The organism is Patulibacter ginsengiterrae, from assembly GCF_056269115.1.
In genome coordinates this window covers 1-15,444 of sequence record NZ_JBWDOG010000006.1, presented here as the reverse complement: position 1 = coordinate 15,444, position 15,444 = coordinate 1, and the positions used below count along the sequence as shown (strand labels likewise).

Genomic DNA, 15,444 nt, shown 5'->3' with positions numbered 1-15,444 from the left:
GTCAGGCCGTCCCGGTTCGGCGGAGCAGGACGGGGGCGGTCGCCAGCAGGATCCACAGCTCGGCGGGCAGCGAGCGTCGCCGGAAGAAGCTGATCTCCAGCCGGCAGCGCTCGGCGAAGTCCATCGACGAGCGGCCCCAGACCTGCCACGGGCCGGTCAGCCCGGGCCGGTGGCCGAGCCGCTCGGTCTGCCACAGCCGGTAGGTGTCGGCGGAGAAGCTGGTCGGACGGGGGCCGACGAGGGTCATGTCGCCGCGGAGCACGTTCCAGAGCTGGGGCAGCTCGTCGAGGCTGGTCCGGCGGAGGACGCGACCGATCGGGGTCACCCGCGGGTCGTCGTGGACGCGGAAGTCCGGCCAGGCCACGACGCTGAGGCGCCGGACCTCCTCCTTCCGGGCCTCGGCGTCGGCGACCATCGTGCGCAGCTTCAGCATCTGGAACTCCCGGCCGTCGCCACCGCAGCGCATCTGGCGGAAGAGGACCGGGCAGGACGGGTCCTGGAGCTTGACGAGCAGGGCCAGGACGGCCAGCAGCGGCGCGGCCACGAGCAGTCCGGCGAGCGCGACGGCGATGTCGATCGCGCGCTTGGGAGCGGAGTAGGTGAGGGCCGTGGTGGACACGGCCAGGATCATCCGTGGCGATGACCGCCGTCGCGGGGGAGTCGACGGCGGCTACCTGGGGAAGATTCCTGCCCCATGGTCCGCCGATCGCGGTTGAGCGCGGCGTTTGCGCGGGCGATCGTCGTCGGAAGGGCCTCGCCGGGGATCAGCGTCGTCGCCCCGAACGACGTGGTCAGCTCGAGCGACGTCGGCTCGTCCGACAGCTGGGTGTCGTGCAGGGCGGTCGCGATCGCGCGCTGGGCGACGGTCAGCTGCTCGGCGTCGGCGTGGGGGACGATCGCGGCGAACTCGGCCCCCGCGATCCGGGCGATCTGGATCGAGCGCCCGAGCGTCTGGCGGAGCGTCCGGCCGGCGACTTGAAGCACCTGGTCGCCTATGTGGTGACCGTACTTGGCGTTGATCGTGGGGAGGTCGCCGATCTCGAGCACCAACAGGGTCGTCGGCGATCCGCGGTTGCTGCGCCGCCGCAGCTCGTGGAGCAGGCCCCGTCGGTTGAGCAGGTCGGTCAGCTGATCGTGGTTGGCCTGGCGCTTGAGCTGGGTCTGCCGCCGGTGGGCGCTGGTCACGTCCTCGACCTGGACGATCAGTCCGCGCGCGAGCCCGAGGTCGTCGCGTTCGGCGGAGTACGACAGCCGTACCCAGAGCGTTCTGCGGGCGCCCACGCGCCAGCGCTTCTCGATCTGGAAGCCGCGCGTCTGGCCTTCCAGCAGCTTGTGCAGCTCGGCGGCCTCGAGCTGCCGGTCGGCGGGGTGGTCGAAGCTGTCGACGCGGAGCCGGCGGAGCTCGGCGGCCGGGGTGTCGGTGAGGGCGCAGAGGGCGGGGTTGACCTCGCGCCAGGCTCCGTCGAGCGTCGCGATGCCGGTCCCGATCGGGGCCTCGAAGAACGCGTGGCGGAATCGCCCGGACGCCCGCCGTTGCTCTGCAGTCCGGCGCCGTCGCGCCAACTGCACGTCGACGCGCGCCCGCAGCTCCTGGGCGGTCATGGTGGCGGTCGCGACGTCGTCGGCGCCCTGTTGGAGGAGGGCGGTCCGGAGCTCGCCGCTATGGGCCGGGACGAGCACCACGATCGGCAGGTCGTCGTTGCCGGCCTCGGCGCGGAGCGTCTGGACGACGAGGAGCGGATCGGCCTGGCGCAGGTCGACGACGACGATGTCGGGGACCGGTGCACCGGCGGTGTCGGCTCCCGCCTCGGGCCCGGCCACAGTGATGTCGCGCGGGCCGTCGTCGTGGAGCGTACGGAGGTGCCGGTCGCCGACGGCCGGGTCGTCGCAGACCAGCAGCACGAGCGGCACCTCATTGAGCACGGTGGTCGTCTCGACCGCGCTGGTGATCCGGACGAGCCCGGTCGGCGCGGTCACGGTCCCGACGTGGAATCCGCTGTCGTCGCTGGCTTGGGGCGAGGTGTGCTGGAGCCGGACGGTGACCAGCGCACCGCCCTCCGGCGCGCGCCCGATCACGAGGTTCCCGTCGTAGATCGCGGCCAGCCGCCGGACGATCTCGAGTCCGCGGCCGAGCCCGAGCCCGAGCCCGCCGAGCAGCTCCTCGGCGTCCGGATCGTTCGGCGGCGGGGCGACGCGGGGCGACGATCGCTCGTCGAGGATCCCGGGCCCGCTGTCGGCGACCTCGATCCGGAGCCGGTCGCCGACGCCGAGCGTGCAGCGGATGACGCCCCCGAGCGGGGTGCTGCGGATCGCGTTGATCAGCAGGTTGGACAGCATCACGACCACGTGGACCGGGTCGATCTGGGCCTCGACCGCGACCGGGGCCTCGACCCGCAGGTGCAGCCCGTGCTCGCGGGCGAGCGGCTGCAGGTCGCGGGCGGTCCGCCGGACGGTCTGGGCGACGTCGGTCGCCGGCGGACGTCCGGCGTGGCGGGGCCCGTCGATCCCGCTCGCGACCAGCAGCGAGTGGAGGTGGATCTGGACGAGCCGGACGTTGGTCAGGATCCGCTCGGCGTCGCGGCGCTCGGCGGGGAGCAACGTGCCCTCGCTGGCCATCCGCTCGGCGAGCCCGAGCGCGATCGTGGCCGGCGTCTTCAGCTCGTGGCCGATGTCGGCGACCTGGTCCTGGAGCTCGGCGAGCCGGCGGCTGAGCGCCACGACCTCATCCTCGGGCGCGCCCCCGCGACCGTTGCCCGTCGCGTCGTCGTTGGGCCGTGGCTCCGGAGAGGCTGCGTAGGTCATGTCGGGCTCCGGCGGTCACTGCCGCCTAGGTCGACCACCTCACTGCGTGCGCGGACCGGCCGTGGGGTGGATTCTTGCCCGCCGTGACGTGATCCGTGCCCGGCGGTGTGGAGGATGGACCCCGGACGACGGTGCGCATGTCCCTTTCGCGTTCGCTCCCGGTCCTCGACTGTTGCCTGGTCCGAGGAGAACCGTCATGACCCGTCACACCACTCTCGTCACCATCGCCGTGCTTCCGCTGCTCGGCGTCGGCCTGGCGCTTCCGGGAGCCGCTTCTGCGGTCGGCTACGAGCCGGTCGCCGGGGTCAGCGCCCCGCCAACACCCCCGTCCGCGAATCCGCCGGCGAATCCGCCGGCGAATCCGCCGGCGAATCCGCCGGCGAATCCGCCGGCGAGCCCGCCGGCGATAGACCGCAAGGTCCCGCCGATCGTGGCGTCGACGCCGAGCCAAACGCCGGTGGCCGCGGCCACCCCGGTGGCCGACGTGCCCGAGACGCCGACGCCGGCCGGACAGCTGCCGTTCACGGGTATCGACCTCGGCGTCCTGACCGTCGCCGGTGGGCTGCTGCTCGGGGCCGGATTGCTGTTGCGACGGACCGCCCGCGACCACGGAGCATCATCGTGATCCTTTCTGATTCTGGACGAGCCGGACGGCTCGCGCTCGTGACCGGCTGCGCCGGCTTCATCGGCTCGCACCTCTGCGAGCGGCTGCTGGAGGACGGCTGGGAGGTCCGCGGGGTCGACGCCCTGACCGACTACTACTCGCCGCTCCGCAAGGCCATCCACCTCGAGCCGCTGCTGCCGCACCCGCGGTTCAGCTTCCAGGCGCTCGACCTGGCCACGGATCCGCTCGAGGAGCTGGTGCGGGGCGTCGGAGCGGTCTTCCACCTGGCGGGCCAGCCGGGCGTCCGGGACTCGTTCGGCGCCTCGTTCTCCACCTACGTCAGCTGCAACGTGGTCGCGACGCAGCGGCTGCTGGAGGCCGTCAGCGTGGCCCCGCCGCGGACGTTCGTCTACGCCTCGTCGTCATCGATCTACGGCGATGCGATCAGCTTCCCGACCGACGAGACGGCACCGCGCGAGCCGCGCTCGCCGTACGGGATGACGAAGTGCGCGACCGAGGACCTGGCCGCGACCTACTTCCGGTTGGCCGGGATCCCGGCGATCGGGTTGCGGTACTTCACCGTGTACGGACCGCGCCAGCGGCCCGACATGGCCTTCTCGCGGTTCATGGAGCGCGCGCTCGCCGGACGGCCGCTGACGGTCAACGGCGACGGCCAGCAGGTCCGCGACTTCACCTACGTCGACGACGCGGTCGCGGCCACGATCGCCGCCGCCGAGCGCGGGACGCCGGGCTCGGTCTACAACGTCGGGGGCGGCTCGCCGATCGCGTTGAGTGGGGTGATCGGGATCCTCGGCCAGCTGCTGTCGACCGATCTCGCCGTCGAGCGTCGACCTGCGGCCCGCGGTGACGTACGCTGCACGACGGCGGACACGACCCGCGCTCAGCGCGAGCTCGGGCTCGCCCCGCAGATGACGATCGAGCGTGGTCTGGCGCTCCAGCTGGAGTGGGTCATCCAGCACGTCGCCCAGCCCGAGGATCGCCTCCAGGTCGTTTCCAGAGGGTCCAACGTCCGTCCAGTCAACCAGCGTATCGGCGTACGCAGCGGTGGTACAACAAGGGCACCAGGTCGTGCTTGAGGTCCGACATTCTCGGGAGCACGACCGCGACGAGAGCGCACGATTCATGCTCCTACGAGTGATCATCGCTGACGACGATCCGATGGCTCGGAGGGTCGTTCGGGACGGGCTGCAGGCCGCGGGGATCGTGGTCGTTGCGGAGGCGGCGAACGGCCGCGAGGCGATCGAACTGACGGCCCACTACCAACCGGACATCCTGCTAATGGACGTGGTGATGCCCGGGATCGACGGTGTGGCAGCCACCAGACAGGTGGTTGCCGCCGCGCCGCTGACCAAGGTGATCGTGCTCACGGCCTACGACGACGACGACCTCGGGCTGCTGGCCCTGCGTGCCGGGGCCGCCGGCTTCCTCAGCAAGGGGATCGAGATCGATCGCCTGCCCGCCGCGCTGACGAGCGCGGTGACCGACGAGGCGGTCGTCTCGCCCCGATTGACCATGCGACTCGTCGAGCACCTCCGCCGGGTACGCGAGGACACATCGGGCATGCGTCCAGTCGTGAGTCCGCTGACGGACCGCGAATGGGAGGTGCTCGACCTCCTCTGCCTCGGCAATTCGACCGAGGACGTGGCCGATGCGCTGGTGCTGTCGACGGAGACCGTCCGCTCGCACATCAAGAACCTGCTGCGGAAGCTGGGGGTCAGTTCGCGGACGGAGGCGATCGCGATGGCCCAGAGCATCCGCATGGAGATGATCGTCGCCGACGCCAGCTGATGTCGACCGCCGGAACCTCGCCCAGCGCGCTCCCCGATCTGCCGGGCGACGTCGACGTGATCGCCGACGCCTCCAGCCACCAGCTGGGCGAGGCGGTCACGATCATCGACGGCTACGTCGCGGTGCTCCGGGACCTCGGCGGAACCTCGCCGAGCGTCGCGCTGCGGGCGATCGAGGGCGGCGCCGACCGCGTGCGCCGGGTCGCCCAGGACTTCCTCGATCTGACCCGGATCGCCGGTCGTCCAGCGATCCACCGCCCGGTCTCGCTCGAGCGAGCGCTCGAGCGGGCGCTCGACGACCTCGCGGAGGACGCCCACCGGCTCGATGTTCGGGCCGGGAGGCTCGCCCACGTGAGTGGCGACGCGGACCAGCTGACCTGCGTCCTGCGGCAGCTGCTTCGGGCCGCCGCGGCCGCCCGCGGCGTCGACCAGCAACAGGTGGTCGTCGTGGTCCGGACCGAGGCGGTCGACGCCGAGCGGACAGCGCTGCTGGTGATCGACGACGCCCGCCCTTCCGCCGACATCGGCGCGAGCTTCGCCCGCGGGCACGGACCGCTCGTCGGTGCCGGTACCGCTTCCACGATCACCCGCCGCGTCGCGCATGCGCACGGCGGAACCGCGTCGACGGAGTCGCTCAGCAACGGGCACACCGTGACGACAATCGACCTTCCGATGGCGAGTTGAGAATGAGCCGTTTCGTTCGTACATTGCCCCTGCTCGACGCCGCCCCGGTTCGCGTCCTGATCTGCGAGGACTCCGCGGAGCTGCGCGACCTGCTGCGGATGCGGTTCGAGGCCGATCCCGGCACCGCCCTGGTCGCCGAAGCTGCCGACGGCGCCGAGGCGCTACGGATGGCGGCGGCGGTCTCGGCCGAGGTCGTCGTGCTCGATCTGGGAATGCCCGGGCCGGCCCCACGGGAGCTGATCGTCGGGCTCCAGCAGCGCGCGCCCGAGACGGCGCTGGTCCTCTACTCCGGGTCGTCGGGGACGACGCTCGGCGTCCACCGCCGCAACCTCTCGTTCGAGATCGAGAAGGGGACGCCGCCGGCCGAGGTGGTGCGGGTCGTGCGCGAGCTCGGGCGGGCCCGCCGACGGGCCGCCGCCGCTGCCGCCTGAGGGCGCGCGGGCACCGATCGGAGCTCGCCGGATCACGGGCTGCTGCCCGGGTTTGGGGTTCCCGGGGTTGGGGCGGCGGGCGCGGGCGGTCAGCGTGTGCGGGCCACAGGCGGGTCGGCCCAGGCCGTGGTGCCCTGGTGGCGTCAGCGGGCGGTCAGCGTACGCGGATCCCGCGGACGGCCACGGACCACGTCGGCGAGCAGCCGCCGGGCGATCGTGCGGTCGTGGCGGGCATCGGCCGCGGGGTACGGCGTGTCGGCGGTCCCGTACGGGACGTACAGCCGGATGCCGACGCCCAGCGCGGCCGCGATCCGGGCCGGCTCCCGCAACGGGAGGCCGAGCAGCAGCTCCAGCTCGCAGGGGGTGTCGGTGCGCAGCAGCTGGAGCAGCACGCGTTGGACCAGCGGACCGTCGTGCGAGGCGACGCCGACCGTCTGGGACGAGCCCTGCAGCTGCTCGGCCAGCCGCAGCATGGCGGCGGCGGGATCGAGGTCCGGCGCCCCGGGATCGGCCCACTGGCCCTTGATCAGGCGGACGCCGAGGCCGGTCGCGAGCGCTCGCTCGGCGTCCTCCGCGCTCCGTGGCCAGCAGCTCGGGAGCGCGACGGCGACCGCCTGCTCCGGATCGGCGCGGTAGGCGCCGGAGAGCGTCATCGGGGCGTCGAGGAGCTCGTGGGCGTCGAAGCAGACCGCGGTCCCGGAGGCCGCAGCCGCGGCGGTCACCCCGTCGATCAGGTCGCTCCGCCCCGCGAGCGCGCGGGCCTTGATCGCGACCGTCGCCGTCGGTGCGTGGCGGGCGACGGCGGCGACCATCGCCCGGTGACGGTCGGCGACCACGTCGGGCGGCGTCTCGCCCTGCGTCCAGCAGCCGACGGTCGCGGCGACGCCGCGCTCGGCGGCGCGGGCGACGACGGCGAGCGCATCGTCGAGGGTCGGGCCGGCGACGTAGGCGCGCGCGGCCCGGGTGGTCGCGGCCCGGCGGGCAGAGCGACCGACGCGGGCGGTCAGCGGCGTGCTCACGACGGTTCCCCGGCGGTCTCCTCGGCTCGAGCCCTCGCTCGCCGTCGCCGGCGGTTGTCGACCGCGCGAACGGCGTCGACGGTCAGCCGCCCGGCCCCCCGTGCCGTCGTCGGGTACGTGCGGACGCAGACCGTCTCCGACGCGTTCGTCGTCCAGGCCTGCGTCCACGGCTCGACGGTCCCGAGCAGCTCGACGGCGTGGAGACCACGTCCGGCGGCGTCGCGGACCGTCTCGAGCAACAGCAGCAGCCCAGGCGAGCAGCGGGTGAACGCGTCGGTGTGGCCGATCTTCAGGATCCAGCGGCGGTCGTCGGCCTCGGCCGCGATCTGCATCGCCGCGGCGATCCCGTCGATCCTCAGGAACGCGATCCGGAGGCTGCGGTCGGCGGCGGCCCCGCGGGCCCAGTCGAGGAAGAAGCGGGCGAGCGGCGGGTCGTGCCGGAGCGCGGTCCGCGAGCTGCCCTTCCAGCCGCCGGCCTCGACGTCGAGCGCCTCGGCGAGCAGGCCGTCGAGGCGGTCCGGGGTCGGCTGGTGGTGGTCGACGCTGATCGCGCCGTGCTGCTCGGCCCGGCGACGGGCCCGCCGCAGGTCGCCGGCGCGGCGCGACGAGAGGCGCCCCTCGGGGGCGGTCCAGCCCTCATCGAGGGTCAGGGTCGGCCAGGGATCGGCCGGTCGCGTGGTCAGCAGGCCGCGCCGGCCGAGCCCCCGTCGGAGCGCGTCGGGGGTCGCCGAGGAGCGCGGGATCCGGCTCAGGTAGAGCGGTCGCCGGAGGCCGACGACCGCCGTCGCGAGGGCGGCGCGGGCGGCCCGGTCGCGCGCGACGAAGTCCCCGGGCTCGGGCAGCTGCGCGGCTCCGAGCAGCTCGAGTGCTCCCCCGCGGCCGACGACCAGGGGAGCGACGGCGGCGACCGTGTCGCGGTCCTCGACGACGACGATCCGGAGACCGTCGCGGGGAGCGAACTCGCGTGCGGCGGCGGCGAACCAGGCCGGGCGGGTGAGCGGGCCGAGGCCGGCCGGCGGGTCCGCGGCCCAGCTGGCGGTCAGCCGTTCCAGCTCCGCGGTGGTGGTCACCACGCGGCTGGCGAAGGTGGTGGGGTCGGCGGGCCGTGGCCGGGTGCGGGCGCGGCGACGGCGGGTGCGGGGCTGGTCGGTCGCGGTGTGGGTCATCGGCTCGTGCAGTTGGAGGGGACCCGCTGGGGGTCGCGGGTACGGCGCGCGGACCGCTCCGGGGCCGCGCGCTGGCTGGCGGTGGGGAGGCCGATCGGCGTGCTCGAGATCGTCGCGCGGTCGAGCCAGAGGTCGAACGGGAGCTGCTGCTTGCCCTGCTCGATCGCCACGATCCCGAACCGCACGCGCGAGACCGGGCGGTCGTAGGCATTCGGGGCGGTCGTCGAGACCACCTGCTGACCGTCGACGTAGACCTGGCTGCTGGCGAAGCTGCCGCCGGACAGGCGCTGGTGGACCTCGAGCCAGAACCAGCGGCCGCGGGGCAGCGAGAACGCCGGACCGAGCTGCTCGGCCGGGGCGCCGACGTAGTGGCCCCGCTCCAGCCGGGCCTGACGGTCGCTGTTCCAGAGCACGATCCCGCCGAAGTCGCCCTGGTGACGGTACTGGGGGTAGTTGTCCCAGCGCATCAGGTCGATCTCGCCCTCCTGGCGCTGGTCGAGGTCCGGGGGCAGGAACAGCGCGACGGCGTAGTTGACGGTCGCCTCGGCCGGCCAACGGACGTGCATCACGCCGCGCGAGTAGCCGTTGGCGGTCCCGCCGCAGTAGCGGGCCTGGTAGGCCCGGCGGCCGTCGTAGTGCAGGGCCGCGCTGCTCCGCAGGGCTCCGTCGGAGGTCGACACCTGCGAGAAGTCGGCGAGGTCGCGGCGCTCCGCGTGGGCGGAGGTGAACCCCGGGAGCACGGGCGTCAGGGCAGCGATCGCCCACAGCACCGCGGTTCGCATGGAATCCCCGATCATCGGCGTCGATGTTCGCCGTCGCCCGCTTCCAGCACGAGGGAGATCCTTGCCCCGAGTGGGGCACGTGGGCGATCGCCGACCTGCTCCACGCTGCGCGAGCGGCGCGACGACGGTCGCTCCGCCTACGATGACGGGACATGGACGAGACGCTTTCTCCGTCGCCCGCGCTCGACGCCCTGCCGCGTCCCGCGGCCGAGCGCCCGCGCGAGATCTTCCGGATCGAGGCCCGTGCCGAGGAGGACGGCCTGCGGGCGAGGGCCGGGGTGATCGAGACGGCCCACGGCCCGATCCGGACGCCGGGCTTCGTGCCGCTGGCGACCAAGGCCACCGTCAAGGGGATGCTGCCGAGCGAGGTCGCCGAGCTCGGCTACGACATCGTCCTGGGCAACACCTTCCACCTGATGCTGACCCCGGGCCACGAGCACATCAAGCGCCACGGGGGACTCCACCGCTACATGCGCTGGGACGGGCCGATCATCACCGACTCGGGCGGCTTCCAGGTCTTCTCGATGGGCCACGGGACGGTCGCGGACGAGATCAAGGGCCGCACCAACCACAAGGGCAACGACGGTACGGGGGGCGGCCTCCGCTCGCACGGCCGGATCGACGCGATCGAGGAGGAGGGCGTCCGCTTCCGCTCCTACCTCGACGGCTCCAAGCAGTTCCTCTCGCCGGAGCGCTCGATGGAGGTCCAGGCCGCGCTCGGCACCGACCTCGCCGTGGTCTTCGACGAGTGCACGCCGTTCAACGTCGACCGCGAGTACACGGCCCGCTCGACCGAGCGGACCCACCGCTGGCTCGAGCGCTGCCTGACCTGGCACGAGCAGCACGCCCCGAACTGGCAGCTGGTCTACGGGATCGTCCAGGGCGGCGTCTACCACGACCTCCGCACCGAGGCGGCCGACCACATCGCCGCGTCACGGGTCGACGCGATCGCGATCGGCGGCTCGCTGGGGGAGGACAAGGAGCAGATGAACGAGGTCGTCGGCTGGACGACGGCCCGCCTTGGTGGTGCGGCCGAGCTGAAGCCGCGGCACCTGCTCGGGATCGGCGAGATCGACGACCTCGTCCGCGGGGTCGAGCAGGGGATCGACACCTTCGACTGCGCGATGCCGACCCGGCTCGGCCGCCACGGGATGGCGCTGGTGCCGGATCCCGCGAAGCGCTGGCGGGTCGACCTCTCGCAGGCGAAGTGGAAGGAGAGCCAGGAGCCGCTCTGCGAGGGCTGCCCGTGCCCGGCCTGCGCGCACGGGTTCACCCGCGGATACCTGCGCTACCTGGTCCACAGCAAGGAGCTGCTGGGGATGCGGCTCCTGACCCAGCACAACCTGGCCTTCGTCGCCCGCGTGATGGCGCGCCTGCGGCAGGCGATCATCGACGGCCGGCTGCCCGACGAGGCGGCGGCGATCCGCGGCGGCATCCTGCCGTAGGGCCGGGGACCGCGGGCGGGCCGCGGTCCGCGTCTGCGGTGGACCCGCGGTCCGCCGCCGATCGGCTCGGCCGCCGGAGCGGCCACCTCAGCTCCGGGCGGACCCGGCCCGGAGCCCGGCCCGGAGCCGGCGGGCCGCTGCCTACTTGGTGTTGTCCTGGATCAGGTTCTCGACCTTGTTGCCGATGTCCCGGAGCGAGTTGCCGCCGACGTCGCGCAGACGCGGCGCCACCTCCCGGGCCCCGACGTAGTAGATCGCGCCGCCGACGATCGCGGCCAGCACCAGCAGGATCACCAGCGAGCGGACGAAGCGTCCGAGGCAGCCGCGGTGGCGCTTCTCCGGCGGGGCGTCCTGGACCCAGTTGCCGGCGGGCGCCACGGGCGGGGTCCGCCGGGGCTCGCGGACGGTCCGGCGGGGGACGGCCGCGGCGTCGGCGGTCGCGGGGGCGCGCCGCCCGACGGCGGGCTGCATCAGCGTGCGGTCGCCGCTCTCGTCCTCGTGCGGCGTGAAGTCGCGGGCGATGTCGTCGATCTGGTCGCGGGGGACGATCGCGGTCGCGCCGGTTGCCGGATCGACGATCCGGGTCGGGTCGTCGGTGGTCGGACCGATTCCGGCGACGCCATCGTCGAGCGCGCCGGCGTACGCCTCGGCGCTCGAGTAGCGCATCCCCGGATCGAGGCTGAGCGCGCGGTCGACGACGAGGCTGATCTCCGGCGGGACCTCGGCGTTGAGCTGGTCGAGCAGCGGCGGAGCCTCGCGCTGCTGCTTGATCGCCAGCGCGGCCAGCGAGTCGGCCTCGTAGGGCAGACGCGCCGCCAGCATCTGGTAGGTCACGACGCCGAGCGCGTAGATGTCCGAGGCGGGGCCGACGTCGCCGCCGGTGGCCTGCTCGGGGGCGAGGTAGCTGGCGGTGCCGACGACCGAGCCGATCTGGGTGATCGACGACTCCTCGGCCATCGCCTTGGCGATCCCGAAGTCGGCGATCTTGACCGTGCCGTCCTCGGCCAACAGGATGTTGCCCGGCTTCACGTCGCGGTGGATCACGCCGTTGCGGTGCGCGTAGTCGAGCCCGCGTGCGGCCTGCCCGACGATCGAGATCGTCTCCGGCACCGACAGGTAGCCGCGCTCCTGCAGCAGCTCGGCGCCGGACTGGCCGCGAACGGCCTCCATCACGATGAAGTAGCGCCCGGACTCCTCGTCGAAGCCGAAGTCGAAGACCTGGACGATGTTGTTGTGGACCAGCCGCGCGGCCGACAGCGCCTCGCGACGGAAGCGCGAGACGAACTGGCGGTCGTCGGCGAGGTGCTCGGCGAGCAGCTTGACGGCGACGTGCCGCTCGAGCCGCGTGTCGAAGGCCAGGCGGACGGTCGACATCCCGCCGGAGCCGAGGCGGTCGCCGAGCTCGTAGCGGCCGGAGAGCAGATCGGCACTCATCGCAGCGCGTCCTTTGCGGCTTTGCGCGCTTCCTTCAACGCGCGCCGGATCTCGTCCGCGGTCTGGCGACCGCTCTCCCGAAGCTCCTTGAGGGCGCTGCGGGGCGTCCCGGCCGGTCCGTCGACGCCGGCCGGCGGGGTGCCGCCCGAGGTCCCGCTGCCGTCGCCGGTCCCTCCGCTGCCACTGCCGTCGGAGGGGGTCTCCGGCTCGGTGGTGCTGGGGGTGGTCTCGGTCGGGGTCTCCGGCGTCGTCTCGGTCGTCGTCGGGGTCTCCGGCGTCGTCTCGGTCGTCGTCGGGGTCTCCGGCGTCGTCTCCGTGGTCGTCGGGGTCTCCGGCGTCGTCTGGGTCGTCGTCGCGGTCTCCGAGCAGTCCTCGGGGATCGTCGCCTTCATCTCCTGGAAGCCCTTGCGCAGCCGGCGCTTGAGCGCGGGGTCGACCGACGACGGGAGCGCCTCGATCCGCTGGAGCCCCTCGTTGGCGGCGGCGGTCGCCTCCTCGCAGCGGCCTTCGGCCGCCGCCTGCTGGACGTTGGACAGGCTCGCCTGGAGCTCCTGGGCCGACGTGCCGTCGAGCAGCTTCGACGTGTTGCCGCATCCGGCAAGGGCAACGGTCGCGCAGAGCAGCACGAGAACGGCGGGGCGGGGGGCGCGCATGGGGGACAGGATCCGCAAAAGGCTACCGGCCGCGGTGGAGTCGCTCGGCCAGTGACACGGGAAGCCCAGCATCGAGGATCGCCTGAGCGGCCCCGTCGACGTCGTAGCGGACCCGGTGCCAGGTCGCCAGGCCGTCGAACGGATCGAGCTCCAGCCACGACGCACGCTCGTCCTCGTCGCGCGGCTGGCCGACGCTGCCGGGGTTGAGCAGCCAGCGGCGGGCACCGATCCGGATCTCGTCGCCGTCGCTACGGCGGACGCGGGCGACCGGCTGGTTGCCGTCGCGGGAGAAGGAGAGGGGAATGTGGCTGTGGCCGATCAGCGCGACCTGCTCGTCGAAGGCGTCGAGCGAGCGCTCGGCCTGCTCCGCGGTCAGCACGTACTCCCAGACCGGGTGCAACGGGCTGCCGTGGGCGAGCAGGCAGGACTGGGCTCGGCCCTCGGGGCGCAAGGTCGTCAGCCAGGCGCGGTTCTCGGCGGTCAGCTCGCCGGCGGTCCAGGCGGCGGCGGTCGCCGCATCGGCGCTGAAGGCGTCGGCGGAGAGCGCGCCGATCGCGACCAGGTCGTGGTTGCCGGAGAGGCAGACGGGGGCGAAGCGGCGGATGGTGGCGCAGCAGCCGTTCGGGTCGGCGCCGTAGCCGACGACGTCGCCGAGGCACCAGATCTCGTCGCAGCCGCGGTCCTCGACGTCGGCGAGGACCGCGTCGAGCGCGTGGCGATTGCCGTGGATGTCGGAGATGACCGCGACGTGCATACTCGAGCGATGGCGCCGATGGTGGTACGGATCCGGAGGCCGTCGTCCTCCCTCGCTCGAGGGGGAACGGTCGGGCAGGACCGGGGGACGGCGACGACGCTGCGCCTGGACGGGAGGACCCCGCCCACGCGAATCGAGACGGAATCGTACTTGACGGGCGCAGATCCGGCGCCCATGCATGCCGTACACCCTGCACGGTCGGGTCAGCACGGTCCCCGGCCCGGGGTGCGGGGACGCGGGAGGGCGGACCGGTGAAGGTCACCCTGATCGTGGTCGGGAAGGCGCGCGCGCCGTACCTCGACGACCTCGCCCACTACGAGAAGCTGTTGCGGCCGTACGTCAAGCTGGAGACGATCGAGCTGCGGGACGACGCAGGCACCGAGCAGGTCACCCGCCGCGTGCCGGAGCGGGCGCACTGCGTGCTGCTGGCGATCGACGGGCAGACCCGCGACAGCGTCGCCCAGGCGACCTGGCTCGAGCAGCGGCGGGCGAGCGCTCGCGACCTCTGCTTCGTGATCGGGGGCGCAGACGGGCTCGAGCTCCCGCGGGCCGACGAGCGCCTCTCGTTCGGGCCGATCACGCTGCCCCACCAGCTGGCCCGCGTGATCGTGCTCGAGCAGCTCTATCGCGCCCACCGGATCCTCCGCGGCGAGCCCTACCACCACTGATCCCTGATCCAGCGGTCAGCGTGGCCTCAGCCGCTGCGCGACGGCGAGCGGGGCGGCCTCGGCGACGCCGATCGGGCCCCCGTCCTCGAGGTCCCAGACGACCGAGAGCACGCTCTGGACGAAGCCCCACGCGCGGATCCGCTGCTCGTCGAAGCCCAGCTCCCGGGCCAGCCGCGCGGTTCGCCGGTCGAGCAGCTCGACGGTCTGCGGTCCGAGCTCCAGCGGGTTGTAGAGCATCGTCGCGGCCTCGTAGACCGGGTCCCCACGAAGGCCGTGCGGGTCGATCGCCAGCCAGCCACGGTCGCGGTCGCGGAGGACGTTGTCGTGGTGCAGGTCCGCGTGCAGGAGCACGTCGGGGCCGGCGGACCGCAGCAGCTCGTCGGCGACCCGCTCGGCCGTGGCCACGAGCCCGGCCGGCAGCGGGTCGGTCCCGGCGTCCTCGTGCCGGCGACGGTGGGCGCCGAGGTCCGCCATCCGCTCGGCCAGCGTTGGCAGTCCCACCCCGTCCGGTGCCGGACGCTGGATCTGCCGCAGCACCTCCGCGATCGCCGAGGTCGCCTCGTCGTCGGACCGCGGGACCAGCGTCGCGGCCGTCTCCCCGGGCACGATCCGCTCCAGCAGCAGGGCGCCGTCGGCCGCCTCGTCCTCCAGCAGCCGCTCGGCGCCGTGACCGCCGACGGCGGCCAGCCAGCGGGCCTCGTCGTCGAGGATCCCGGTCCCCGGCGGGACCAGCTTCAGGACGCAGTCGCTGCCGTCCTGCCGGGTCGCTGCCGCGACCCAGCTGTAGGAGAGCGAGAACGGCGTCAGCGGCCCCAGCGACCACCGCCGCCGCCAGCGGTCGACCGTCGCGGCCAACCCGTCGATCCAGGCGCGCCCGAGCTCGCCGTGGACGCCGACGATCGTGGCGACGAACGCGTCCGGAAGGCCTCCGGGCACGCCCTCGCGGACGTCGTCGCGCCGTTCACCGGGGACGCCGCGGGGGAGATCGTCGGTCGGGCGGCCGGGCAGCACCATGGCCGGGATCTTCGCGCGGTTGCCGATCGTTCGGGTCGCCCGAAGAGTGGTCGACGGCGTGTGGCGTGGTTGGCGACTGTTCGGGTCGTCCGAAGAGTGGTCGACGGCGTGTGGCGTGGTTGGCGACTGTTCGGGTCGTCCGAAGAGTGGTCGACGGCGTGTGGCGTGGTTGGCGACTGT

Annotated in this window: 16 protein-coding genes; 7 read left to right on the top strand and 9 right to left on the bottom strand. The window is 73.4% G+C overall.

Translation table 11 applies throughout. The features are described 5' to 3' along the window. Position 1 precedes the first annotated feature (1 nt). Together ACVUH9_RS10450 and ACVUH9_RS10445 are read right to left on the bottom strand one after the other, a co-directional pair. Positions 2-619, bottom strand: a complete 618-nt coding sequence (locus ACVUH9_RS10450) for a sugar transferase (protein ID WP_475756600.1) — start codon at positions 617-619, stop codon at positions 2-4. A gap of 8 nt (positions 620-627) precedes the next feature. Continuing rightward, the gene (locus ACVUH9_RS10445) at positions 628-2,802 is read right to left on the bottom strand and encodes a diguanylate cyclase domain-containing protein (RefSeq protein WP_475756598.1); all 2,175 of its coding nucleotides are present in this window, start codon (positions 2,800-2,802) and stop codon (positions 628-630) included. A gap of 196 nt (positions 2,803-2,998) precedes the next feature. Here ACVUH9_RS10445 and ACVUH9_RS10440 point away from each other — a divergent pair, with 196 nt between their 5' ends. The 5 genes from ACVUH9_RS10440 to ACVUH9_RS10420 are packed head-to-tail and all read left to right on the top strand — an operon-like array spanning position 2,999 to position 6,329. Next, positions 2,999-3,427 (top strand): hypothetical protein, encoded by a 429-nt coding sequence (locus tag ACVUH9_RS10440; RefSeq protein ID WP_475756596.1) that lies wholly within the window; start codon positions 2,999-3,001, stop codon positions 3,425-3,427. Then, complete coding sequence (locus ACVUH9_RS10435; protein ID WP_475756594.1) at positions 3,424-4,503, top strand: NAD-dependent epimerase/dehydratase family protein; 1,080 nt, start codon at positions 3,424-3,426, stop codon at positions 4,501-4,503. Before ACVUH9_RS10440 ends, ACVUH9_RS10435 begins: the two co-directional genes overlap by 4 nt. 58 nt (positions 4,504-4,561) lie before the next feature. After that, the gene (locus tag ACVUH9_RS10430) at positions 4,562-5,215 is read left to right on the top strand and encodes a response regulator (protein WP_475756592.1); all 654 of its coding nucleotides are present in this window, start codon (positions 4,562-4,564) and stop codon (positions 5,213-5,215) included. Continuing rightward, positions 5,215-5,898 (top strand): ATP-binding protein, encoded by a 684-nt coding sequence (locus ACVUH9_RS10425; RefSeq protein WP_475756590.1) that lies wholly within the window; start codon positions 5,215-5,217, stop codon positions 5,896-5,898. Before ACVUH9_RS10430 ends, ACVUH9_RS10425 begins: the two co-directional genes overlap by 1 nt. Positions 5,899-5,900: 2 nt before the next feature. After that, the gene (locus tag ACVUH9_RS10420) at positions 5,901-6,329 is read left to right on the top strand and encodes a response regulator (protein WP_475756588.1); all 429 of its coding nucleotides are present in this window, start codon (positions 5,901-5,903) and stop codon (positions 6,327-6,329) included. A gap of 143 nt (positions 6,330-6,472) precedes the next feature. Here ACVUH9_RS10420 and ACVUH9_RS10415 read toward each other — a convergent pair whose 3' ends face one another. Genes ACVUH9_RS10415 through ACVUH9_RS10405 form a run of 3 tightly spaced genes read right to left on the bottom strand, consistent with a single transcriptional unit; the run spans position 6,473 to position 9,311 of the window. Continuing rightward, a complete protein-coding gene (locus tag ACVUH9_RS10415) occupies positions 6,473-7,348 on the bottom strand; it encodes a hypothetical protein (RefSeq protein ID WP_475756587.1) in 876 nt (291 codons plus the stop codon). Further along, positions 7,345-8,514 carry a GNAT family N-acetyltransferase gene (locus tag ACVUH9_RS10410; protein ID WP_475756585.1) on the bottom strand — a complete coding sequence of 390 codons (1,170 nt, stop codon included), beginning with the start codon at positions 8,512-8,514 and terminating at the stop codon, positions 7,345-7,347. Before ACVUH9_RS10410 ends, ACVUH9_RS10415 begins: the two co-directional genes overlap by 4 nt. Next, positions 8,511-9,311, bottom strand: a complete 801-nt coding sequence (locus ACVUH9_RS10405) for a hypothetical protein (RefSeq protein WP_475756583.1) — start codon at positions 9,309-9,311, stop codon at positions 8,511-8,513. Before ACVUH9_RS10405 ends, ACVUH9_RS10410 begins: the two co-directional genes overlap by 4 nt. 137 nt (positions 9,312-9,448) lie before the next feature. On the opposite strand from ACVUH9_RS10405, the gene tgt reads away from it, so the two are divergent. Beyond that, the gene (gene tgt, locus ACVUH9_RS10400; RefSeq protein WP_475756582.1) at positions 9,449-10,741 is read left to right on the top strand and encodes a tRNA guanosine(34) transglycosylase Tgt; all 1,293 of its coding nucleotides are present in this window, start codon (positions 9,449-9,451) and stop codon (positions 10,739-10,741) included. A gap of 141 nt (positions 10,742-10,882) precedes the next feature. Here tgt and ACVUH9_RS10395 read toward each other — a convergent pair whose 3' ends face one another. Genes ACVUH9_RS10395 through ACVUH9_RS10385 form a run of 3 tightly spaced genes read right to left on the bottom strand, consistent with a single transcriptional unit; the run spans position 10,883 to position 13,582 of the window. Then, on the bottom strand, positions 10,883-12,175 hold the full coding sequence (locus ACVUH9_RS10395; protein WP_475756580.1) for a protein kinase domain-containing protein: 1,293 nt from the start codon (positions 12,173-12,175) through the stop codon (positions 10,883-10,885). Next, positions 12,172-12,828, bottom strand: a complete 657-nt coding sequence (locus ACVUH9_RS10390; protein ID WP_475756578.1) for a hypothetical protein — start codon at positions 12,826-12,828, stop codon at positions 12,172-12,174. The genes ACVUH9_RS10395 and ACVUH9_RS10390 overlap by 4 nt, the downstream gene beginning before the upstream one ends. A gap of 22 nt (positions 12,829-12,850) precedes the next feature. Beyond that, positions 12,851-13,582: a metallophosphoesterase family protein gene (locus ACVUH9_RS10385; protein WP_475756576.1), complete on the bottom strand. Its 732-nt coding sequence runs from the start codon at positions 13,580-13,582 to the stop codon at positions 12,851-12,853. 251 nt (positions 13,583-13,833) lie between these two features. Here ACVUH9_RS10385 and ACVUH9_RS10380 point away from each other — a divergent pair, with 251 nt between their 5' ends. Beyond that, the gene (locus ACVUH9_RS10380) at positions 13,834-14,250 is read left to right on the top strand and encodes a 23S rRNA (pseudouridine(1915)-N(3))-methyltransferase RlmH (protein ID WP_475756574.1); all 417 of its coding nucleotides are present in this window, start codon (positions 13,834-13,836) and stop codon (positions 14,248-14,250) included. 15 nt (positions 14,251-14,265) lie between these two features. Here ACVUH9_RS10380 and ACVUH9_RS10375 read toward each other — a convergent pair whose 3' ends face one another. Next, positions 14,266-15,264 (bottom strand): aminoglycoside phosphotransferase family protein, encoded by a 999-nt coding sequence (locus ACVUH9_RS10375; protein ID WP_475756572.1) that lies wholly within the window; start codon positions 15,262-15,264, stop codon positions 14,266-14,268. Positions 15,265-15,444: the final 180 nt, after the last annotated feature.